Raw genomic sequence first — 26341 nt, forward strand, 5'->3', positions numbered from 1 at the left:
CATTATTTACGAGTATTGATAGCATGGTGCAACCAAACGGTGATTTAGCAAATGGAAGTTGCTCATGCAGAACATTGTTAATGTATTACAAAACAGAGCGCAAAAAAATCCTCATCAAGAAGCACTTCTTTACCTAGAAGATGGTGAACATAAAACAGCAGGACTTACCTTAGCAGAGTTGGATTACCAAGCCAAAATTATTGCGGCCCATTTACAAACCCAGAAAATGACGGGCAAATGCCTCATTCTTCTTTATCCTACAGGTGTTGAGTTTGTCACAAGTTTAATCGGATGTTGGTATGCCGGCATCATTGCTGTACCAATCCCCTGCCCTAAAATAGATGAGTTTGCGAAACATGAGGCATTCCTAAACACCATTGCAGAAGATGCTGATATTGCCGCAGTCTTAAGCCTATCTCGATTTTATTCAAGTATTAAAACCACTCTAAAGAGAAAGGTACCGATACTGACTACTGATACGATTAAAACTACATCTGCAAAACATTATCAATCAACCTCTATTAGTGATGAAACCGTAGCCTATTTACAATATACCTCAGGGTCAACTTCTACTCCCAAAGCCGCAATCATCACCCATGGAAATTTACAGCATAGCTTGCAAGAAACGATTAAAGTTTGGCATTACACTAAAAAGAGCATTACCTTAACCTGGGCTCCTCATACTCATGTGTATGGACTAGTATGTGGGATATTAGTACCGCTATATCACGGAACAAAAGCTATTATTGTGCCCCCGGCCGCATTCATTAACAAACCTATTACCTGGTTATCTGCTATATCAACCTATCGAGTAACCCATAGTGGTTGCCCAAACTTTGGCTATGATATTTGCGTGCGAGATATCAAAGAAGCGGAACTTGCACAACTCAATTTAAAACACTGGAAAGTAGCAATTAATGGGGGCGATATTGTTCAATATCAAACGCTTATTGATTTTTCTACTAAGTTTCGCTCTTGTGGTTTTTCATTAAAGCAGTTTTGTTCCGCATATGGCATGTCTGAATTATCAGGCGCTATTGCAGTAACTTCTTTTGGTTCTGAGCCACATTCCTTGTCCCAGCAAAACGATGCGAATCCTCTTCAACGACGATTAGTCAGCAGCGGTAATTTATTAGGAGGATTACAGGCAGTTGCTGTGGATCCTGAAACGAAACTACCTGTTACTGCTGGAGAAACTGGTGAAATTTGGTTATCTGGAAAATCACTAGCTCATGGATACTGGCGACGTCCTGATGAAACACAGGCCGCGTTCCATGCAACCATTCCTGGCAGTGATCTCCACTATTTCAGAACGGGCGATCTTGGATTTATTCTAGATGATGAAATTTATTTAACCGGCAGATTAAAAGAGGTTCTCGTGATGTATGGCAAAAAATATTATCCTCTTGATTTGGAAATCACAGTTGCCCATGCACTCTCTCAGTTCAAGATTAAACTTCCACAAGTAGCCTTTTCAACAGAAATTGCAAACAAAGAAAAAATTATTATTGTACAGGAGCTGGGAGAGGAAACACCTAAATCACTATGGCCTGAGATCAAGAATGCAATTCGTCATGCAATCACCAAACATCATGGTGTGGATATCCATGAAGTGGTTTTAAGCCCTAAAGGAGCCATTCCTAAAACCGGCAGTGGCAAATTACAACGAAAAAAAGCGCAATCATTATTTAATGAGCAAAATCTGGCAGTTTTGGTGCAGGATCTATCTGAGAAGCCAACATCAAGTTACAATGAACATCATAGTAAGCAAAATCACTTCATCACTTTAGTAGCCAATGTACTGAAAATAGACGAGAACGACATCGACTTATATGCGCCCTTGAGTCGCTATTCCTTCGATTCGATTAATATCATTCATCTTACAGCAGTGCTCAATGAAACCTATCAACTTACCTTATCTCCAGCCGCTTTGTATGAATATGCCACTTTGGCAGATTTTTATACTTCTCTATTAGCAGAACGCGGCGTTGAAACAGTGCTTAACGAAGAAAAGCAATATCGTGATGAAACAAATGATGTTGCCATTATCGGAATCAGCGGTGTATTCCCTCAAGCTCCCGATGTAGATACCTTTTGGGATAATTTATCTCAGGGAAAAGATTGCATCAGCGAAGTCCCCTTATCACGCTGGAACTGGCGTGATTTGACGATACAATGGGGTGGTTTTATTGATCATATCGATCAATTTGATGCAACGTTTTTTAATATCTCTCCACGCGAAGCCGAGTTAATTGATCCACAACAACGATTATTTCTCCAAACCATTTGGAAAACAATTGAGGATGCCGGATACAGCACACCAACTCTCGCCACATTGAAAACAGGTTTGTTTGTAGGTGTATTTAATCATGATTACGCCGAACTGCTGCAAAAAAATGAGGTTATGGACGCCTATCTTACGACAGGTACGATGAATAGCATGATTGCCAATCGTATTTCCTACATTTTAAATTTGCGCGGACCAAGCGAGGCAATTGATACAGCGTGCTCCAGTTCTCTCGTTGCTGTTCATCAAGCAGTCCAGGCGCTGTTACACGGTGATTGCGATCTTGCGCTTGCAGGCGGAGTGAATACTTTGATCACGCCCACTTCATTTATTGCCGCCAATCAAGCGGGGATGTTAAGTGTAGATGGACGTTGCAAAACTTTTGATAAAAATGCCAATGGCTATGTACGTGGTGAAGGCGCCGGCGCCATTTTATTGAAAAAACTTCCTCAGGCATTAGAGGATGGCGACAATATTTACGGGGTAATTAAGGGCACTGCCGTAAATCACGGTGGACATGTTAATACGCTTACCGCACCCAATCCTAATGCACAAGCTGAAGTGATCATTGCTGCATGTCAGCGTGCGCAAATACCTGTCGATAGCATTCAATACATCGAGACACATGGAACCGGAACGCCATTAGGTGATCCCATTGAAATTAATGGCTTAAAAAAAGCATTCCAACACCTGGCTTTGGAACAACACCTTGAGTCCTTACCCAAACAATTTTGTGGTTTAGGAGCAGTGAAAACACATATCGGTCATTTGGAATCTGCAGCAGGAATAGCGGGGATCATTAAAACCTTGTTAGCGATGCGTCATGAACTGATACCCGCTAATTTACATTTAAGTGAATTGAATCCTTATATTGAGATTGAGGACAGTCCATTTTATCTCGTGGATCAGCCCACCAAATGGCCAAAGACGGCTAACACTCCGAGAAGAGCGGGCGTGAGTTCCTTTGGCTTTGGCGGTGCCAATGCTCATATTATCCTTGAAGAAGGTCCAGAGCGTACCCAATCCTCATCTCTCAATCACTCTTCTTATCTGATTAACTTATCTGCGATGACAACATCCGCATTACATCAACGAGCAGCTGAGTTGCTCAAATGGTTGGAGCAACAACGAGAGCTACCCTCTTTAGCTTCCCTCAGCTACACTCTGAATGTAGGCAGGCAACATTTTCCCAAGCGTTTTAGCGTGATTGTGAAGACGATTGAAGAATTGAAGGGCTATCTACAGTCTATTTCATCCAGTGAGGATATCGAGCAACACCTGCTCGCAGCAGAACTATCCAATGCAAATAAGCATCCTGCTGATTTAAATCAAATACGCAGTACCTATCTGCAAGGCAAATCAATTGATTGGCACGCAATCTATGGTGATTATCAGGAGAAAATATCGCTCCCTACTTATCCCTTCGCCAAAGAATCACATTGGGTAGAACTCAAAAGTAAATCGCATCAGAGTGTGCATCCATTAATCGATGAGAATATATCTACGCTCTCTGCATCTGTCTTTAGTAAGCACTTTTCAGGAAATGAATTTTATTTGCTCGAGCATCGGTTACATGATGAAGCGGTCTTGCCTGGTGCGGTGTGTTTGGAGATGGTTCGCGTTGCTACCAGTCTAGCTTCAAATAATCAGCACGTACTCACGTTAAGTAATATAACATGGAAAAAGCCGATAAAAACCCTGGACTTGTCCTCTCCCCTGCATGTCCATTTAGCTCCTGAAGCTGATTGTGTCTCGTTTGCATTAACTGATAAAGATGGAACTATTTCCTATATGAGTGGTGAGGTCCATTGTGCAGACAGCGCTCCCAATGCCCATCACATCGCACTTAACATTCAGGAATTAAAATCTGCACTGCCCCAAAATCAAAACCCCGATGCTATTTATGCCTATTTTAAAAATGTAGGGATAACCTACGGCCCGGCTTTTCAGGTCATTGAAACCCTGAATTTTGATGAGAATAACCTGTTGGCAAAACTTACCCTGCCAACAACACTGCCCATTAAAAGCAATGAATTTGTGCTACATCCCTGCTTGTTCGATGGGATTTTGCAGACCACTCAGGTACTACTTAAAAATCGTGAACGGCAATACCTACCCCTTTCTATAAGCCAAATCGATATTTACCAGGCTTTAACCAATACCTGTTATGTACGTGCCAACTTGATTTCTGCTGTTGATAATCAGCATATGCCTGTATTTAATATTCAAGTGACCGATACAGAAGGAAGGCTCTTATTAGTCATTACGGGATTTACCTTATGCGCGGTACAGGCCGCTGTTACACCTGAAGCAACGGTAGCATGTTATTCTCCCCAATGGGACATGCAATCTCTACGTGCCTCAACAAAGGCCCCAGAATCCATCCTGATCTTAGGAAGTAACCTACAATCAATACACGCAATTAAGGAACATGTTTCAGCTCAGACTATCTCATGCCAACTTATACACGATTCTTATCGTGCAGATATCCTAATCGACTCATCTTACGAATGTATTGTTATTGCGCTAGAAGAGGCCAATGATGAGCCCTATTTAGTGAACTCGATTCAAAAACATTTGGAGCAAACCTATTATCTGCTCCAAACGCTAACACGCCAAATGTGTCAATTAAAGCCCAAACATCGAGTGCAATTCGTTTGTATCAGCAAAAACCCTTCAGTTTATTCACGTGCTTTAGTTGGCTTTGCAAAAAGTCTGCATCAAGAACAATCTAATATCTCATGCCGTTTTATTGAACTACATGATCTTAGCCTACTTGCGCAGGAACTAACTCAAAATGAAATTGAAGTTCGCTACGATACAAAGAACCAGCGATACGTTTGTCGTTATGAATCGCTTCCTACACCAAAGGCAATGCTGCCGACGCTTAAGAAGTCTGGGGTTTATTTAATTACCGGAGGAATGGGAGAACTCGGTTATTTGTTTGCCACCTATTTGGCAGAACATTATCAGGCCAAAATCGTATTAACCGGTCGTTCACCTTTGTCGGAGCAGCATCAAAAGCGGATGGCAGCACTCGAAAAAAAGAATGCCTCCGTCGCTTATCTAGCCGCGGATATATCATCCCACGAAGAGGTCCAAGCCCTCATTCAAAAAACTAAAAAGCGTTTTGGGGCAATTAATGGCATTATTCATGCCGCGGGGCTTACCCATGATGGATTTATTGTTAATAAAACCATTCCCGAAATAACCAATGTATTAGCACCTAAAGTGTATGGGACTTGCAATTTACATGCAGCAACTCTTAATGAACGTTTAGATTTCTTTGTGCTGTTTTCGTCTGTCGCTGCTGTGTTCGGCAATGCTGGACAAAGCGATTATGCTTATGCCAATTGTTTTCTCGATGAGTTTGCCTGCGAACGCGAACAACAAAGAACGCTTGGTCATTGTTCCGGGCATACTATTTCGATTAACTGGCCTCTTTGGGAAGAAGGGGGATTACGCATTGCTCCTGAATACCAACAGGTGCTTGAGCAAAACTTAGGTATTATCAGTTTATCTACACAACAGGGATTCACTGCATTCTTGCAGGCATTACAGCATAATACTCCAAATTGTATTGTACTCCCGGGTTACCAACAAAAACTCATGAGTGCCTTGCAAAATAACGCGATGCTCAACCAATCAACAGCGCCTCAACGCCCCGTGCTCAACGCAAATTTTCGAAAACAGACCGAGGATTTTTTAAGGAACATACTGGCTGATAGCTTGAAATGTTCGTCAGAACAGATTGATCCCAAATCGTCTTTCGAAAAATATGGCATTGATTCATTGATGATTATTCAACTCAACCAGCGCTTAGCCCGTGAGTTTAGTGCATTACCTAAAACATTATTTTTTGAATACCGAAATGTAGCCGATTTAGCTGAATATTTCATGGAACATCATGCCCATGAATTAAGGCCCTATTTATCTGATATTTCAACTCATATGATAAATTCAGTTCGTCCCTTGGTCATCTCGCCCAGTGTGCCAAAACATACACCCAAGTCTGAAGATATCGCCATTATCGGGATAAACGGACGTTATCCAGAGGCAAAAGATTTGAGCGCATTTTGGCAGAATCTCTACACGGGAAAAGACTGCATTCGCGAAATTCCCAAGGAGCGATGGATTATGACGGATTATTTTGATGGGGATCAAAATAATCCGGGAAAAACCTACAGTAAATGGGGTGGTTTTTTAACTGATGTGGATCAATTCGATCCTCTGTTTTTTAATATTTCGCCACGCGAAGCTGCATTGATGGATCCCCAGGAGCGATTATTTTTAGAAACAGCCTGGAAAACCATAGAAGATGCCGGATATGCCCATGATGCATTAGCCGGGAAAAAAGTGGGCGTTTACGTCGGCGTGATGTACGGGCAATATCAGTTATTTGGTAATGAATCGACTCACGCTCATCCATTTACAGCAACAAATTCAATATTTGCTTCCATCGCCAATCGAGTTTCCTATTTTTTTGATTTTCATGGTCCGAGTATTGCATTGGATACAATGTGCTCCTCTTCGCTTACTGCAATTCATTTAGCCTGCCAGAGCATTCACGAAGGCGAATGTGAGATGGCACTTGCAGGGGGCGTGAATCTTTCTTTGCATCCCAATAAATATCTGTTGCTAAGTCATGGGAAATTTTTGGCCAGTGATGGGCACTGCCGCAGCTTTGGTGAGGGCGGCGATGGCTATGTACCCGGTGAAGCCGTGGGAGCAGTACTATTAAAACCCTTAGATAAAGCATTAGCCGATGGCGATCTTATTTATGCAGTGATTAAAGGCAGTCAGCTTAATCATGGTGGAAAAACAAACGGTTACACAGTACCTAATCCTAACGCACAAGCTGAATTGCTTGCCGAAACCTACCAAAAGGCCCATATTAACCCAACGCACGTAAGTTATCTCGAAGCGCATGGTACCGGAACTTCACTGGGCGATCCTATTGAAATTGCCGGATTAAATAAAGTATTTCAGAAACAAATGCCGTACCATTGTGCTATTGGTTCAGTAAAATCCAATATTGGTCATTGTGAATCTGCGGCAGGAATTGCCGCAGTCACCAAAGTGGTATTGCAATTACAACATCGCACCTTAGTGCCTTCTCTGCTCTCAGAAACGTTGAACCCCAACATCGACTGGTCTACCACACCATTTCGCGTACAACAAACCGTAAGTGAATGGCAGCCACCATTACCCAATATCCCGCGAATTGCCGGGATCAGCTCTTTTGGTGCAGGAGGCTCTAATGCGCATCTGATTTTATCTGAAGCGCCTGAAGCACTTCCTTCATCTACAAGAAATAAATCGTATTATTTGCTCACCGTATCTGCCAAAACAGAATTGGCCTTAAATCAACGTCTCGATGATTTATTGAGTTGGTTAGAACAAAACCCTTCTGCCCAACTGGAACAAGTAAGTTACACCTTAAACGCGGGCCGAAGTCATTTTGATTGCCGTTGCGCTATGGTGGTAAGCACGCTTGGTGAAGCAATTCAATTAATCCAACGATTTAAAGCACACCAACAAACCGCTGCATTTTTTATTCAAATGAATGCAGAAAAGAATGCTGAAAGCACCCTGATTCATTCCACGGTCCTACCTATAATGATGCAGCAATTGTTGCAACCCAATCAATATAAAGAGACATTACTCGCGTTGGCAAAATTCTATGTCGAAGGTGAGAATCTTGATTGGCAACAAATCCACGCCGATGAATCCAGGAAAAAAATCTCCTTACCTACTTATCCTTTTGCTAAAGAACGCCATTGGTATTCCGATGAAGCACAACTGAACTCTACCGAGAATAGACCAACCAATTTGGCATTAACCCAAAATGCACTCATTGATAAGATTCATTCTTATCTTACGCGACAAGTAGTCCAAATATTAAAAATAACACAACACCGAATTGCACTGGAAAAAAATCTTGGTGAATACGGGATGGATTCCGTGCATTTTATTGAATTGGCTAAAAAGATCACCGAGTACTACCAAATCGAATTTACCCCTGCAGTGTTCTTTACACACAGTAGTGTGCACTCAATTAGCGAATACCTGATTAACCAATTTCCTAAAGCAGTAGCTCAGACTCACCAAGAAATAGCTCATCTGCAAGTGAATGCTCCTAAAATAAAACCAAGACGTATTGCCGCCAGCGACACGGAATCAGTCGCCATTATTGGTATGCAAGGACTTTTTCCACAATCCGATGACCTTGCCACCTTTTGGCAGCATTTAGTTGAAGGCCATGATTTAGTGACCGAGATCCCCAAAGAACGCTGGGACTGGCGTGATTATTATGGAAATGAAGCCCATCAAAGCAATTCCAAATGGGGTGCTTTTATCAACACGTTTGATCAATTCGATGCGGGATTCTTTAATCTTTCGGCCCGGGAAGCGAATCTTATGGATCCGCAACAACGACTCTTCTTGGAAACCGTATGGAAAACCATTGAAGATGCGGGCTATGATCCTTTTGCATTACCCTCACAAAATGTTGGAGTTTTTGCAGGTGTTGAGTTTAGTGAATACCAGACTTTAATTGCCAAACAACAAAAAGAACACCATGGATTTATTGCTACAGGGAACTCGCACAGCATGATTGCCAATCGTGTTTCCTACTTTTTCAATTTCCAAGGGCCGAGTGAAGCCGTCGATAGTGCCTGCTCAAGCTCATTAGTTGCAATTCATCGCGCAGTACAAGCAATTCGCCAAGGCGAATGCGATTTAGCTATTGCGGGTGGCGTAAGCCTTATCTTGAGCCCAGACACCATAGTAGTTACTGGACAATTAGGCGCCCTATCTGCAGATGGTCGTTGCAAAACCTTTGATAAAAACGCAAATGGCTACGTTAAAGGCGAAGGAGTTGCCAGTCTTTTACTCAAACCGTTAAAGCAGGCCCAAGAAGACGGAGATCATATTTACGGGGTCATTAAAGCTTCAACAGTAAATCATGGTGGTAAGGCCCAATCTTTGACTGCACCCAACGCAAAAGCACAAAGTGAGTTGTTGATACGTGCCTACACCCAGGCCGATTTCGAACCAGATACGGTCACCTACATTGAAACTCATGGAACAGGGACCGCTTTAGGTGACCCTGTGGAGATTGAAGGTTTAAAACTTGCATTTTCCTCTTTAATTGCAACGAGAACAAAGCAAAATTCGATTGGGTTAGGTTCTGTAAAGACAAATATCGGTCATTTAGAACCTGCATCGGGAATTGCAGGCATTATCAAACTACTTTTGGCCATGACCCATGAAACACTACCCGGTATTTTGCATTTGCATGAATTAAACCCTTATATCAATTTAGAAAATACTCCCTTCACCATTGTCAAAGAAACTCAGGCCTGGCAACGTATCAAAAATGAAAGCGGAACAGATATCCCGTTGCGCGCTGGAATCAGCTCATTTGGATTTGGTGGAACTAACGCTCATGTCGTGCTTGAGGAGGGTCGCCCCCATCAACGCATTATGGAGAACCAACAGGCTAAACCTTATTACCTAATCACTCTCTCTGCCAAACAGCAGGAAAGCTTGCAGCAAAAAATAATCGACCTGCAGCAATGGCTTAATCAGAATAAAAAAATCATTTCTTTGCCCTCGCTTAGTTTTACCCTCAATATGGGACGAGCTCATTTTGTTTACCGCTGTGCTTTGGTGGTAGATTCTGTGGACTCCTTGTGTCATGCATTGAGTTTATTAATCGACCATGAAATTCCTGAATATTGCATGATGAATGAAGGCCAAACCTGGACGCTCCAAGGGCCAGTATTTGATGAAGTATATCAAGCCGCAATCAAAACCCTGCACCAACCAGAAAATTCCGATCAATATCGGCATAAGTTATTTATTCTGGCTGATTTATACACGAAACATTATGTCATTGACTGGCGCCAAGTGTATGTCGGAGAAAAAATACAACGCGTGGGTTCGTTACCTGCCTATCCATTCATAAAACAACGCTATTGGTATGATCTGGAAACACATTCCATAGCAACACCCCAATCCTTAGATCCAGCTCCAATAGTGAATAAGGGAGCAATGGATTTCTCTAGCCAGACTTTAGCTTATTTACAACATATATTCGCAGAAAAATTGCGTACCTCTCCTGAACTTATCCAAGCGGATGAGACCTATGAAGTTTATGGCGTTGATTCTTTAATTGGTTTAGAAATTACTAATCGGTTGGAAAAAGACTTTGGTACCTTACCCAAAACCTTACTCTACGAACGCAATCGATTAAATGATTTAGCCAAATATTTTATTAAAAATTATAAAGAACCATTGTCAGCGCTCGTATCCAAGAACGATGCTCTGCCGATGGTAGCCCCCCTTGAGGTTGAAACAGTTAAACCAATAACATCTACCTTAAAGCACGCGCCCCATTCATCTCAGGACATTGCCATTATTGGTTTAAGCGGCACATTTCCTATGGCTAACTCCATGGATGAGTTTTGGCAAAACTTAAGTTCCGGACAAGATTGTGTGGGCGAGGTTCCTGCTGATCGCTGGAATTATAAAGATTATCCTGTACTGATCGGCGGTGAAGAACATTATTTCCCCCATGGAGGCTTTATTCCCGATGTCGATAAATTTGATCCATTGTTTTTTAATATCTCGCCCCGCGATGCAGGACTTATGGATCCACAAGAACGTTTGTTCATGCAATCAGTATGGACCACTCTAGAAGACGCAGGTTATACACGGGACAAATTAAAACGAAAAACCAAAAACTCAGTCGGCGTTTTTGCTGGAGTGACTTATAATTTTTATCCATTGTTTATCGCAGAAGAGTGGCAAAAAGGAAATCGGGTGCCATTGGATATCCAATCATTCTCTGTAGCAAACCGAATTTCTTACTTTCTTGATGTAAATGGTCCAAGCTTTGTGGTCGACACAGCGTGTTCTTCCTCTCTAGCAGCAATTCATCTGGCGTGTGAAAGCCTCTTGCGTGGTGATTGTGCCATGGCCATCGCCGGCGGTGTGAATTTGTCATTACATCCGAGTAAATATCACTTTCTGGGTAGTTTTAATTTTATGTCCGAACAAGGCCGATGTGCGAGTTTTGCTGAGGGAGGCACCGGTTATGTACCCTCTGAAGGCGTCGGCTCTGTCTTATTGAAACCTTTAGCGGATGCGATTGCTGATAATGATATGATTTATGGGATTATTAAAGGCAGCAGCATGAACCATGGGGGCAAGACCAGCGGTTATACTGTTCCCAATCCTAATGCTCAAGCAGCGGTGATTTTGCAAGCGTTAAAAAATGCCAATATTGATGCACGAACCATCTCTTATATTGAAGCGCATGGCACAGGAACCGCCTTAGGAGATCCTATAGAGATTCGTGGTTTGCAAGATGCTTTTGAACACTATACGGAAGACAAGCAATTTTGTGCTGTTGGTTCAGTCAAATCCAATATTGGGCATCTGGAATCTGCAGCAGGCATATCCCAATTGGCAAAAGTACTCTTACAAATGCGCCACAAAAAATTAGCGCCTACATTACATAGCACGCAATTGAATCCTTTTATTGATTTTCAAAACTCCCCTTTTTATGTACAACAAGAATGTACTGATTGGCTGCCTGATAATAATGTACCACGACGGGCAGGAGTAAGTTCATTTGGTGCAGGCGGCGCGAACGTCCATATGATTATTGAAGAGTACATACCCCCAATAAAGCAACAGAACACGATGCAGGTTCCATATATCTTTTTATTATCGGCATTAAATGAAGAGCGTTTGACAGCACAAATCCAGCAAATGCATCGTTATCTACAGGGGAACAGACAGCTAGAACATAAAGAATGGCTTAGAGATGTATGCTTTACATTACAAACTGGACGTGAGCACATGATGGCACGATTCGCGGTGATTGCAACAAACACCGGTGAATTACTTGCGGCTCTGGCAACCCATCCTCATCCCCAAGGTACAAACACCTGGATAAATCATCATGCTCAAATTAATCCCCAAAACGTTGATGAATTAATCCGTGATGCACGCTATGAAGAATTAGTCCAGCATTGGGTTAATGGTGCCAAAGTGGATTGGGAGCAATTATACCCAAAACAAGTGCCGAATATTGTTTCTTTACCCACATACCCGTTTACTAAACGACGCTGCTGGATACCTACAAAAGAAGTAGAACCATTACCTGTGGTTCAACCTGTTATGCAACCAGCAATTGAACCCGTGGTTGCTAGCCCTGAAATGATTGATCTTCAAGAGTGGCTTTACAGGACCCAGTGGGAGAAAAACCCTCAAGCAACCCAGCCTGGATTAATGAATAGCGAAGGAAAATGGCTTATTTTCTGTGAACCAGAATCAGTACCTTTCTTGAAACAAGAACTTGGTGCCCATGCAGGTATTTATTGTTTCATTGGCAATCAATATTCCATGATTGAGAAGAATGAATTCGCGCTCAATGCGTCACAAAAAACTGATTATGAAATGCTCCTGGCCACCATTCACGAACAGCACAGAGATAATTTAAAAGGCATCATCTATCTATGTCCAGCGATAACTAACCACGATCATACTACGTCCCGCGGCTCGTCCGCGGGATCCAACGAGACTATGATACTTCTAGATCCCGCGGACGAGCCGCGGGATCTAGGCAGGAGTGAGCCTATATCTTCTGTATATGGCTCAAGTAAAGAAAACCAATCGGATCCTGCCCATTCCTTACTTTATCTGTTGCAAGCCATCGTGCAGCATTCGTGGCCGCAACAATTAACATTTTGTCTCGCATCACAATCAGCACAACAGGTTAATCCTTCTGATACCATCAATATCTGGCAGCATCATCTCTGGTCCATGACCCGTATTTTTGCAGCCGAACAAGCAAAGTATCACGCATTATTGCTTGATTTGGATGTAAATGAAGGTATGGAACATAATACCAAGATCCTAGTCAAGGAATTGGGACGTTATCAAGCAAAAGAAAACCATATTGCGTATCGTGCCAACGAACGCTATACCATTCGCTTCGCTCCTCATGAGGCGCCACAAAGTCATGAGATACCCCCTTCCTGGAAAACTCCTGTTGCTGCATTAGTTACTGGAGGCTTGGGAGCCTTAGGTTATGAAGTAGCAGAATTTATTGTCACCCAAGGAACTCGTTTTGTTTTGCTTACTGGAACAACAGAATTATCAGCAAAAACATTAGAAAAAAATACCTGGCTCAAACAGTTAGAAGCGAAAGGAGCGCAGGTTAGGTATGCTGCGGTGGACGTAGCGAATCAAGAACAAATGCGTCAGGTCATTATAGAGGCCGAAAAAGCATGGCAACAATCCATTGATGGCGTTTTTCATTTAGCAGGGGTCACTACTGATAATGTCACCATTGCCGAGATGGATGAGGCATTATGGCATGATGTGTTACGCGTAAAAGTACAGGGTTCCTTGGTATTGCATGAACTCTTTTTGCAGGCGCCACTATCGTGTTTCGTGCTGTTTTCTTCCATTGCAGCGGTTCCCCATTTTGGTATGGCAGGACTCAGCGCTTATGCAGCCGCTAATGAATTTATGAATGGCCTTGCTTTATATCGTCGTAGTTTGCAACTACCCGCATCAAGTATTAACTGGGTCGCCTGGTCAGAAAAAGGAATGAGCCACAGACATAATCATGATGCCTTTTTAGATGCTGTAGGTATGGCTTCTTTAAGTATTAAAGAAGGCATTGCATTGTTGCATATTCTTCTCAGACTAAATCCTGCTGAAATTACAGTCTGTAAAATTCAATGGAAGAAATTTTTACAAGTAAATGCCTCTGCCAAGCAACTTGATTTCTTTACACATTTTGTTGCTGAATATGCTTCAAATACGCAAGCAACTGTTGTTTCTTCATTAAATCAGGAGGAAATCACAGCATTAGTCCTGAATCTCTTTGCTGCGGTATTAGGATTGGAAGTCACTGAAATTGACAGCGAATCCCCCTTCCAACAATATGGGATGGACTCCATTACTGGCATCGATTATACCGAGCAACTGGGTAAGCATTTCCCCGATGTAGTCGCCCCCATGGACTTATATCGCTACCCTACACTAAAACAACTTACCGATTACATCATGCAACGCGTGCAAATTAATATTGAGCCTGCTTCTGCACCTCTTTTCAAGGTAGAGGAAACGCTTGATCTGGATCAATTAAATGAGGCGCAACTGAATGAATTGCTGGAATTGGAATTAAAAGAATTAGAGCTGGCTTATGAATGATACAACTACTTTAAAAAAATCATTATTAATGATCCAAAAGCTCAAGAAGCTTTTGCAAGAACAGAACGACAAATTATTTGATCCAGTAGCAATTATTGGTATGAGTTGTCGTTTACCCGAAGCGAATAATCCTCAAGAGTTTTGGGAGTTATTATGCGAGGGCAAGAACATCATTTCGCCAATACCTGATGAACGTTGGGAGCTTTTGCAAGGCACTCGAGAGGTCATTCAGCGTGATCCCAATTTGCCTTATTGGGGAGGCTATCTGCGTCAAATTGAAGCGTTTGACGCTTATTTTTTCGGCATTAGCCCTCGTGAAGCAATGCGAATGGATCCACAACAACGTATCTTATTGGAAGTAGCCTATGAATCCCTTGAAGATGCCGGTTTAACCGTTGATGATTTGGCTGGATCCAATATGGGCGTTTTCTCCAGCTTATATGCAAGTCAGTTTAGTCACCTGCAAAAATTAGACTCAGATATGGATGCTTTGTTTATTCCTACCGGCAGCGCCATCAGCATGGCAGCCAATCGTTTATCCTATTTGTTCGATTTACGCGGCCCCAGCTTAGTATTAGATACGGCCTGTTCGTCTTCGCTTATTGCCATTCAATTAGCCTGCTTAAACTTACAAGCCAAACTATGTGATACTGCATTAGTCAGTGCAGTAAATATCAATTTATTACCCTCCATTCATTCTGTTTTGGCTAAAGCAACCATGCTTTCTCCTACCGGACAATGCCATACTTTTGATGCCAAGGCGGATGGTTATGTACAAGGAGAGGGGGCAGGTTCTATTATTTTAAAACCGCTTGCCAAAGCATTGCAGGATAAAGATAAGATCTATGCAGTAATCACTGGTAGTGCGATGAATCAAGACGGTAAAACCAATGGTTTAACTGCGCCTAATGGCTTGCAACAAGAACAATTATTGCGATCCGCTTATCGAATGGCTAAAACAGATCCGGCCCATGTTTCCTATATTGAATGCCATGGAACAGGGACATTTCTAGGGGATCCAATTGAAATTCAAGCATTAGGTGAAGTAATCGGCAAAAATCGTGATGCGAAACAACCCTGTTGGATTAGCTCAGTAAAAACCAATGTAGGGCATTTGGAGCCTGCCGCGGGTATTGTGAGTGTCATTAAAGTTGCTTTAGCTTTAAAAAATGGTTTAATTCCACCCCATCTTAACTTTGCTAATGCGAACCCACATATCCCGTTTGATCGCTATTCTTTGAGTATTCCTACTAAAGCAGAACAATTACCCAGATACAGTGATGTCGGCATTGCCGGAGTGAGTGGTTTTGGTTTCGGTGGTGCCAATGCGCATCTGGTGTTACGTGAATCTCCTTTAAATGAGCAACCCACTTTCACAAACACCGCTCTTAAGGATAATGAGTTATTTACACTTTCGGCAAAAGAGTCCGCTGCGCTAGCTGATTTAATCGGCCGCTGGTGTGATTATTTAAAAAATCATCCTGAGACCAATTTGGCACTGCTTTGTTATAACCTCCACACCAGGCGTTCTCATTATGCAAAACGTTTGGCAATAATTACTGATTCAGTTGCTGATCTTTATCAAAAATTAGTTGCATTACGGACAAATCTTGATGCCCCAATTGAGTCTGTTTTTATCAATGACGAGCAAAAAAAATCCAATCATTCAACTCCAATAACCGAGTTTGCCACCATGGATGTGGCAACCTTAGCAAAAAACTATGTAAATCTTGTACCAATTGATTGGAAAAAATATGAAGCAGAACGCTCTTTTGCACCGCTGGATATGCCGTTTTATCCATGGCAACGTAAACTATATTGGCCAGCCTTAGATCAGGGCTTTAATGAAAGAATCTCTATAAACTACCCTATGCGCGGTAAATCCCTTCCCTCACCTTTAGCAGCACGACAATTTGAATTTGTCTTTGATACAAAAGTGATGCCTGAGGTACAAGATACTTTTTATGTTTTGCATGCAGGTTACTACCTAGAAATGTTGGCCTATGCAGCAAAACAATTACAGCAAACCGTTTCGTTTAAGGTACAAAACCTTAAGTATTTATCGCCTATATTGGTTTTGGAAGGAACCACTATTTTGGTGCATCTCATCATCGAAACCGATAATGAAAGCAACACATCATCGTTTCGCTTTTACAGCAATGATGGCAAAGAAAATTGGATAGAACATGCGACCGGTACTTTAGTCTTGAATAGTTCTACCCCAGTCAACCCACTTGAAACCAAGACTGAACGCATACAACGACTTCCTGTTTCAGGAACTATGGAAACGTTTTATAACCGAATAACAGGCATGGGTATGCCTGCTGGTGATACCATTCGCTGGGCCCATCAATATTGGGCAAATGGTGATGAATTGTTTTGTGAGTTACGCGAACCTAAATCCTCCGAGCGCGGAAAGCAATTTACAACCCGAATGCATCCAGGAATTATTGATGCCTGCATCCAAACAGTCTTTTTATTATTACCTCAACAATTCAACAAACCCTATATTGCATCCCATATGGGTACTCTTGAATTTTATGGATCAATAGAAGACCAGAAATATATATACACCGTATTAAAAGAACTGCATCCCGATGGAAAACACATTATTGCTGATTGGTACTTACTGGATAAAAACTATAATGTCATCGCCATGTGTCATGACCTATGCATGAGTGTCCTCAATGATACGATCCAAATTAATCAAATCATGGATATTCAATCTCAATTTCAGCTCGATTTATCATTGCCCTATGAGGTATGTAAAGACAAATTGATTCATCATTTAATGGAGCGATTTGCCACTATTTTTTCGATGCCTCAAAATGATATCAATCCTTTTCAGTCCTTGCATGAACTAGGAATGGATTCGCTAATGGCTCTGGCAGTAATCCGAATCATAGAAACAACCATGGGGGTCACTTATTCTTTACCCTTGATAATGCAAGGTCCATCAATCAATGAAATTGCAGAGTATGTGTTAGCAAGCCAATGGACAGGCGAAAAACAAGAATCCCCTGAACCCAAAATCCAGATTGATACGCCTTGGATAGCCAATCGAAAAATACAAGCCAATGCCCAAGTACGGTTGTTTTGTTTTCCCTATGGCGGTGGCGGTGCTTCAATTTATCGCGAATGGCAACAGGAATTTCCTGATTCCATTGAAGTATGTCCGATACAGTTACCAGGCAGAGAAAACCGAATGGAGGAGCAACCCCTTGATAACCTCAATACCCTGGTTTCATTATTAGCCAATCAGCTAAAATCTCAATTCAATTTACCTTTTGCTTTTTTTGGCCATAGTTTTGGATCACTAATTGGATTTGAGTTAAGCCGCTATTTACGCATTCATCAGCTCCCCCAACCCATTCATCTTTTTGCATCAGCCTATCCAGACCCACGTGTACCCTCCAAAAGTTTGGATAATCTGCTAAAAAACCTACAACAAATGAATATCAATTTATTTGATTTAACCTCGGAGCGAATCAGTGCCTTGGATGATGAACAATTAACCGCTTTATCCATCGTGTTCAAAGATAATGGGATTGTTGATTACAGCGATGAACGGATGAACAAGAGTATCATCAAAGTGTTATTGCCCATTTTTATCGGCGATATGAACATCGTTAGAAACTATACTTATCGTGATGAGTCGCCCTTAACTTTTGGCACTACGGTATTTTTGGGTAAACAAGATACCTGGGTCTCCCCTGAAGATCATTTTGGATGGGCTGATCATTCATTAGAGCATTGTGAGTTCCAACAATTTGAAAGTGGGCATCTTTTTATAAGAGAAAAAGAAATAAGAACAAAAGTAATCAAAAAAATTACCGAAAAACTTTTGTGTTTTAATGCTGCAGAATGTGAGGTTTAATTCCCAACTTAATAAATCATCCATGTTTAAGTATGCTTGCATGAAAATTATGAACACAAGCATACTAAGATACTATAAAGAAGAAGAACAATTAGCCCAAAAATGATGGCTAAATGGTAAACTTCGAATGTTCTATATTCTTAATCTCTGGTGCATGCTCACGAATACTTCTACAAAGATCACTTATATCTCGGGTCGGTCCTTGAATTGACAACCAACTTAAGATTTGAGGATTGTGAACCATTGCATCGTGGATTCTGTGCCTTCCGGTTTCACCACCAAAAGAATTGTCAGTCAAATCCATATAAACTTCAGCTTGCAGTTTATTCGCACGAATAAAACTTGATAGCATTTCAGCGCCCTCTTGTGTAATTGCATTGTATGCCAAATGAAGCTTTATTTTTAAGCCCTCAGGCATGTGTTCTAAAGCCTTTAGAATAATGGCAAAGCCCTCATCTTTTAGTCCTTGCTCACTTAAATCAAGCTCCAGTTGACACGGAGTCTGTATTGTCTTTAAGGCTTCAAATAATATACTAACTTCTGTTGTAGTGAGATGCTTGACTCCAAATTGTAATGATAATTCCTCGGGGCATTTATTGGATTTTAATGTATTAGCTAAACTACAGATAATGCCTGTTCCATGTTTACTAAATTCATAAGTTAGATTTAAACCATCCTTTTGTGAACCACATTCCATGCCTTCAATTAAAGCTGCAGAACCAAGCTTTGTTGTAGGATTAAATAATAAATTTAACGATAACTTTTTAGTACTTCCGGGTAATTTAAGCATCTCTGCTAATTCAATAACCCCTTTATCTGAAATCTCATTATTGGCCAAGTTTAGCGACACTTTTTCTGGGCTATGTTCTGACTGCAAAGCATGAGCAAACAAAACGGCGCCTTCATTTCTTAATCTATTGCCGCCTAGTCCCAATTTAACTTCAGAAGCATGACAACCTTGAGTAATAGTAGCTGCCAAGATCTCTAATGATTTCATACTAAGAGAAGTTTTGGCGAGTATTAGGTTTATAGAATTTGGACATTTATCGGATTGTAAAAAGGTGGCCAGTTCAGAAATATCTTTATCACTGAGCGGATGATTAGTGAAGTCCAAGCAAAGACTATCCCTTGGATTTTCCATAAGCACTTGACAGATCTCCCCCATCCTATCGGTGACTGGACAGGCCAAAGAGAACTCAAATCGCACACCCTGCTTATTTTTAGATTGGTTAACTACAACATCAAAACCATCAATGTCTTGTACTTTAATAATTCCTGGCATGAGTACATTCCTTAAGATAAATCATAAAAAGATATTTAATCAATAATCAAAGTATATTACAACGCCACAGTGAGTCAAATTAAATCAATTCTGTCATCAGTTTTTCAAGAGCAACCACAAGGAAGTTTAAATTATGTGCTAAATTTAAATTAAGGGAGCAATTAGAATAATTAATGTGCAAGCTAACTAATGAGCATTTAGCTAAATTAATTTAATTGGGTATTTGAATGGCAACTAATAAATTTCATTATATCTGGATGGGTCGTGTGCCTAGTGGCAAATACGAAGATGCATTTAAAAATGGTCCTAATGCTTTAGCCCAACAATTAAAAGATTATGTGATGGACATAAAGAAAAATAGAGATCCAAATGCTCCGAATCCTCAAGATCAAGAAATAATAATGTGGGTACCAGAGGCCATAATTGAAGGAATTAAAGAAGCTGGATATCTCGATCCTGACATTACGCTAAAACCCATTGAAGATCTTTATAAAGATGCCAAACATTTAACTCAAGAAGAACGAGAAAATCTAAAAAAAACAGTGGATTTATTGGGAGAACATAACGCATATTCCGCTCAAAAAGATATTCTGGAAGCGGCAATACTCGAAGAATATGGCGGATACTATTTGGATACTACCTCAATCGTCACATCAATTGAATACTTGATCAATAATCAACCCCAAGACATATGGTTTCCAAGAATTACAGAAGAGGCTGAAAAGTATTATGACGGAGAGACCTATGTCCTGCCTGATGTTTGGGCTATGTATAATCCAACACCTGGTGAAGGTACTTGTAAGGCGATGCTCAATGGCTATATCCAAAGATGTCAGTTTTATTTTCCAGAACACTTTGAAGGTGTTCAACTTGATGTTGAGAAATTAAAAGATAGATCGGGATATAGTCTTATGGAGGATGAATCTTATGGAGCTGGAAGTGAAATTATGTCCTCGGATTATAGAGATGACTTGATCGGACAACTTGTTATTTTTGCGTTATATGATGGACTGCAACAAACAAAAGGGCCCTTAAATAACGCGATAATGCGCCGTTTAAGCTCGTATGCTGAAGATACATCAGAAGGTAAACACATTGAAAAATTCGGCATTGATAAATTCCATAAGGGAACATGGCGACAAGAAGCGATTGCAGATAATTTCGAGGATCGAAAAGAAGAGCATCAAACACAAGTAGCGCTAGACGATCAAATCCAAGAAGTAGCCCAAGACGAACAAATCGAGGAACTCGTCAAACTCGAAATTACATCTCCTTCTCAAGAAATTGCATCCACCCCTCAAGACCGTTTCCATATATTTACAGTACAAGGCGATGATTTTGAAAATTTCAAGGCAAAATATCAATCGTTAAAAGGAGATATTTTGAAAAGTCAGATTATAAGGGATTTTGAAAATAAACTATCCGAAATAGACGATAAAGACACATTAAATCATTTCGTAGCTGATTTCAAACAAAGTACTTCTTATGCCGTGTTGTCGAAAGGACAAGGTTTAACAACCAGGTTTTTTTCATTAGATACAGATTCTGTAACTAAAATTGATGAAATGATAGATGCCAAAATATTTGAGCTAGATGGAAAAAAACTCTCTATTTCCTAGAAAAGGGGCAAGCGTTCGTTAACGTCATGCTCAATACGTTCTTGTCCCCCATCAGCAAAAAAAGCACCCGTTGCCCCCTTCTCTAGACCGAGATAGTTGAAAACTAAGCAAAACTCCAGTTAATTTGTCCGCCAATGGCTGTTGTTTGTGTGTGAGTATGTCCTTTAAGCGCAGTCAAAGGAGTAACTAGATTCACCGACATAGGATTAAAGAACGAATGTCCAACACCCACATCATAGCTTAAGTGCTCATCTTGTTGATAATGAGCACCTGCAGCCAAAATAGTAGCACTCCCCACAGGATCAGCGATGCCGCGATCGCGATCATTGGAGGGAGTACTCATAAATTTAATCCCACCACGTAATAATATTTTTTCAGTGGCCTTATAGGTTGCGCCAACTGCGTAATCAAAACAATTGTGATAATTAAAAGGAATCGTTACTGGTAGTGTTACTCCCATTGGCGTTTCCGTATTTTCCATCGTTATTTGTTTAAAGGTACTCCAATGGGTGTAAAATACTGTGGCCATTCCTGTCCAACGTTTTGTGAAATCATGTTGCAAACTCAAATCGCCTCGGGCTGGTAAAGCCGCCTTTGTTCGTTGTTGGTTGGTTCTAAAAATTGCTACTTCAGGTCCAATTGCAGGAGCATGAACGGTACTATGTCCCGTTGTGGTAAGTGAGATTCGCGAGTAATAACTAAACCCAATCCGTGTTTCTGGGGTAAAATCAAATAAAGCACCACCATGCCAACCATATCCCCAGCCACTTAAATGATTCTCAAGTCTTGAATCAAAAGGAAAAGAAACAGGGGGACCATACATATTATTTAGAGTGAATGCCAAATGCAGCGCATCAAATCCCGCTCCAACAGAAAACCGGTCGGTTATTTTAACCCCTAAGCTTGGGCCTGCATCAATTCCCACAACTTGAGCACGGGTTGTAGCATAACGTGCTATAGAGGATCGCGTAGAACCATAATTCGTGCCCAATCCGAATGGAGTCGTCAGATTAAAACCAAAAGAAATGCGCTGGTTTAGAGGTGCCGAATAATAAAATGAAGGGAGAAAAGCCTTAATTTGGCTCTTCGCTTCTCCCGACTGGACCACAGGGAATGGAAATGGAAATGTCGGGGTCGTTGCGGTTCCTGTGAATCGAGCAGTACCTATGATCCCTAATGCATTACCGACTATTTGTTGATGAGTCAGTTTAACCAGCCCCGCCGGATTTGTATAAGCCGTACTCGCATCACTGGCTGCACTAGCCCAATCGGCATAAGCCACTCCCAGTCCTGATGTATTAACAAAAGGCAGATTAAAATCAGACGTCGCTAAGACTGGTGCAGCCATGAAAAATGAAGAAAGCGTTAGGTATAAATGAGACCGACGCACGTTTTACTCCTTTATATTTTACTATCCCTCAGTAAATTGATAATTAGTTCAATTTCTTCTGTCATCGGCCTACAGTGTTCTATTTTTGGAGAATACTGACGAACCGTGTGATAAATAGATTGTGCTTTTTTACTTGCTTTTTCAATACCCCGTAACTCAAGAGCCTGTGTTGCAGCAAGAAACAAAATTGCGGTGAGTCGCTCCAAATTAGCGACTGACTCTTGAAAATCCAGAGCGGCATGAGTTCCTAAACTATTTACATCCTGATTATCACCCTCTGTAGGTAAAGTAAATGACTGATGTGACTGAGCAAATTTACGATTTTGTACTGCCAGTGCCGCTGACAACAGTTGCATCGAACGAAAACCATTATGCGTTCCTGGATTAGGGACTAAGTTTACCGGTAAATTATGATTCTTACGAGGATGTACTAAGTTTGCAAGTAATGCATGCATCCACGTAGATGCCTGGGCAATATTCATTTTCAAAATATCACATGCATCCGTAATATAATAGCCCATAAAATTTGCACTATGATGAATATTATTCGCTGCGACATCAATGACAGGATTATCATTAACGGAGTTCATTTCATTTTCTATCCATCTAATCGCACGTTCTAAGTTTTCTTGAAAGGGGCCAAATCCTTGAGGAACAGAACGAATAGAATAATAATCTTGCACGGGTTTATAGGTATAATCTGTGGTTCGTAATTCATCTAAATCGGTCAATAATTGGCTGCCTTCCCAGAAATCAATAAAAAATTGATTGATTGTCGTTTCGCCCTTTTGTTTTTTCAGTTGATGCACCATGGGATGATAAGCACTGCTTATTACCAGCAAAGACTCTAAGGTCATCGCAATGGCAGCCAACATTTGATTGAATAGACGGTGCAAATCATAAACGGCCAAACTGGCTATTGCAGTCATAAATGATGTGCCGTTAATGAGGGCAAGACCATCACGCATGACAGGTTTATAAGCCTTAAGCCCTGCTAATTGAATCGCTTCAGGCGCCCGCATTACTTTATTTTGGTAAGTAACCGCAACCGGCTCTCCAATAAGCGCTGCGGCAATCATGGAAAGGGGAATAAGATCACCACTGGCACCAATGGAACCATAGCAACGAACTACGGGAGTAATACCAGCATTTAGAAAATCTAACAGTGAGTTAATTAGTTCGGGATGAACACCAGAATAACCTTGTGCCAAACAATGGGCACGCAGCATCATAGTCACTCGAACGATATGCGGCGCGACAATTGTGCCCAAACCGCAAGAAAGAGAGCGAATGATGTTTTCTTGTCGCTCATTTATCGACTCATAATAGTCCAGTGCCTCAGTATCTTTTAAAGCCGCATCGATATAACGAACTTGATCACCAAAATTTGTGTTAACCCCATAAATGGGTACTCTCGAATCAACATGAACTTTTAAATACTGATATGAAGCTTCGATTACATCCATAGCCTGAGGTGGTAAAGCAACCGCAGATGAATAATGTGCCAATACTTGCGAAGAAGCTATAGTCAAGTGACAACCATGGCCAATTGTGACAAGGGGCATATTTGCTTTACTCATGCTTACCGTATTAGATAATTTGGAAGGATCAAATGACTTTAAATGTTCCAAGCGTAACTCCATTTATCATAAAGATTCATCATAAATTGAACTTAGTGTGTTCTTTTTTAGAATACATTTCAATAAAACTTGATACTTTATTTTTAGGGATGACTTAAAACCCAGGTTAGGGCGATACCCTCGCCCAGGTTCAACGTTCCTAGAATGGCAACTCCAGTGTGTCATCTAATAAATGCATCTGTTTTTTAAATAACTCCTGAATTTGCTCTAAGTTATGTTCATCTTCTGCTTCAAAACGAGCAACAAGACAAGGAGTTGTATTGGATGCACGCAATAAACCCCATCCCTTATCCAATTCCACACGTAAACCATCAATTGCTATAACACGTGCCTGTGGAGGAAATTCTGCCATTTCGTTAAACCGCTTCATAAACTGAAATTTCTCATCATCTGCTATGGCAATTTTTAATTCCGGAGTATTGACGCTATTCGGAATTACTTCAAATTGTTCACTTACTGTCATATCAGAAGCACTAATGATTTCGAGTAACCGGCAAGCACTATAAAGTGCATCGTCAAATCCATACCAACGATCTTTGAAAAATAAATGGCCGCTCATTTCACCAGCCAAAGCAGCTCCTTCTTCTTTCATTATGTGCTTCACAATGGAATGCCCAGTAGGGCACATTTTGGCTACTCCACCCGCTTCTTTGATCACCGATTCTAAATGACTGGAACATTTCACATCAAAAACTATAGTTGCTCCGGGACGACGCGTTAATAATTCACGCGCATAAAGCATCATCAAACGATCTGGCCAAATCATTTCTCCTTTATTTGTGACCAAACCTACGCGATCGGCATCACCATCAAAAGCTAATCCCAAATCTGCCTTATGTGTTGCTACCGCGGCTTTCAGATCAACTAAATTAGCTTCGATGGTTGGATCAGGATGATGATTAGGAAAATGACCATCGACATCGCAATAAAGTTCAATCACATCACAACCTAATTCACGAAGCACTTGCGGCACAATTGGACCAGCAATACCGTTCCCACAATCAACGACAACCTTTAATGGGCGCTTGATTTTTATATCACTTATAATCCGTTGCTTATAGCTAGGCAAAATATCGAATGGCACATCCTTACCTTGACCAACAACGCGTTTCCCTTCCAGAACCATCCGATACAAGATATCAATATCTTCTTGCATTAGAGTCTTACCCAATAACACCATTTTGATGCCATTGTAATTCGCCGGGTTGTGACTTCCTGTTACCATCAAACCACAATCGATACCTTGAGTATGAACTGCAAAATACATCACCGGGGTGGGAGCCTCGCCCAGGTCAAGTACATCAATGCCACTATCTAGTAATCCTTGTTTTAAAGCTGAAGCCATGCCAAAACTGGTGAGGCGACCATCGCGTGCTAAGAAAATTTGCTGGCGTTGCAAATCACGTAAATAACAGGCTAGAGCCAGTCCAATGCTGTAGAACGCATTTTCATCCAATTCTTGACCAATTATGCCTCTAATATCATAAGCACGAAACACAGAGCGAGAAACTTGCTTTTGCTGATAGTTCATTTAATGTCTCCCCGAACTGCCAAATCCACCGTCTCCTCTAGAGGTTTCAGTAAATTCATTAACTATTTCAAAAGCTGCTTGTACAACTGGAATAAAAACTAATTGCGCAATACGCTCTCCAGGATTCACAGTGAAATGTTCAATTCCTCTATTCCAGCAAGAAATCTTAAGTTCACCTTGGTAATCAGAATCAATTAACCCAACTAAATTACCCAAAACGATACCATTTTTATGTCCCAACCCCGAACGAGGTAAAATCACGGCAGCTAATTTGGGATCAGCAATATAAATTGACAGACCTGTTGGCAATAGCACAGTCTCTTGCGGTGCAATTTGAATCGGCTCATTGATACAAACACGCAAATCTAGCCCGGCTGAACCATCGGTCGCATAAGTAGGCAACGGAATTGTGTCACCTATTCGAGCATCAAGAATTTTTAATTGAATCGCTTGCGTCATAATTTTTCCTATTAAC

8 protein-coding genes are annotated in these 26341 nt (G+C 41.1%); 3 read left to right on the top strand and 5 right to left on the bottom strand.

What is annotated here, in order from left to right; translation table 11 throughout:
* Window positions 1-64 precede the first annotated feature (64 nt).
* Entirely contained in the window at window positions 65-14527 is a 14463-nt protein-coding gene (locus tag ACWTEW_RS35360; protein WP_454782670.1) for an SDR family NAD(P)-dependent oxidoreductase, read from the top strand.
* Window positions 14520-18404 carry a beta-ketoacyl synthase N-terminal-like domain-containing protein gene (locus tag ACWTEW_RS35365; RefSeq protein WP_454782671.1) on the top strand — a complete coding sequence of 1295 codons (3885 nt, stop codon included), beginning with the start codon at window positions 14520-14522 and terminating at the stop codon, window positions 18402-18404. The genes ACWTEW_RS35360 and ACWTEW_RS35365 overlap by 8 nt, the downstream gene beginning before the upstream one ends.
* 109 nt (window positions 18405-18513) lie before the next feature.
* Here ACWTEW_RS35365 and ACWTEW_RS35370 read toward each other — a convergent pair whose 3' ends face one another.
* Window positions 18514-19686 (bottom strand): leucine-rich repeat domain-containing protein, encoded by a 1173-nt coding sequence (locus tag ACWTEW_RS35370; protein ID WP_454782672.1) that lies wholly within the window; start codon window positions 19684-19686, stop codon window positions 18514-18516.
* Window positions 19687-19913: 227 nt separating this feature from the next.
* Here ACWTEW_RS35370 and ACWTEW_RS35375 point away from each other — a divergent pair, with 227 nt between their 5' ends.
* Window positions 19914-21305, top strand: coding sequence for a hypothetical protein (locus ACWTEW_RS35375; protein WP_454782673.1), 1392 nt, complete (start codon window positions 19914-19916; stop codon window positions 21303-21305).
* A 103-nt stretch (window positions 21306-21408) separates the two neighbouring features.
* Here the strand turns inward: ACWTEW_RS35375 and ACWTEW_RS35380 are convergent, their stop codons facing one another.
* The 4 genes from ACWTEW_RS35380 to dut all read right to left on the bottom strand — a co-directional run bounded on the left by ACWTEW_RS35380 (window position 21409) and on the right by dut (window position 26325).
* A complete protein-coding gene (locus ACWTEW_RS35380; RefSeq protein WP_454782674.1) occupies window positions 21409-22695 on the bottom strand; it encodes an OmpP1/FadL family transporter in 1287 nt (428 codons plus the stop codon).
* Between the two features lie 11 nt (window positions 22696-22706).
* Entirely contained in the window at window positions 22707-24326 is a 1620-nt protein-coding gene (locus ACWTEW_RS35385; protein WP_454782675.1) for an HAL/PAL/TAL family ammonia-lyase, read from the bottom strand.
* A 148-nt stretch (window positions 24327-24474) separates the two neighbouring features.
* Window positions 24475-25866 (bottom strand): phosphomannomutase/phosphoglucomutase, encoded by a 1392-nt coding sequence (locus ACWTEW_RS35390; RefSeq protein WP_454782676.1) that lies wholly within the window; start codon window positions 25864-25866, stop codon window positions 24475-24477.
* On the bottom strand, window positions 25867-26325 hold the full coding sequence (gene dut, locus ACWTEW_RS35395; RefSeq protein WP_454782677.1) for a dUTP diphosphatase: 459 nt from the start codon (window positions 26323-26325) through the stop codon (window positions 25867-25869).
* Between the last annotated feature and the right edge of the window lie 16 nt (window positions 26326-26341).

This window comes from Legionella stuttgartensis (genome assembly GCF_977063405.2).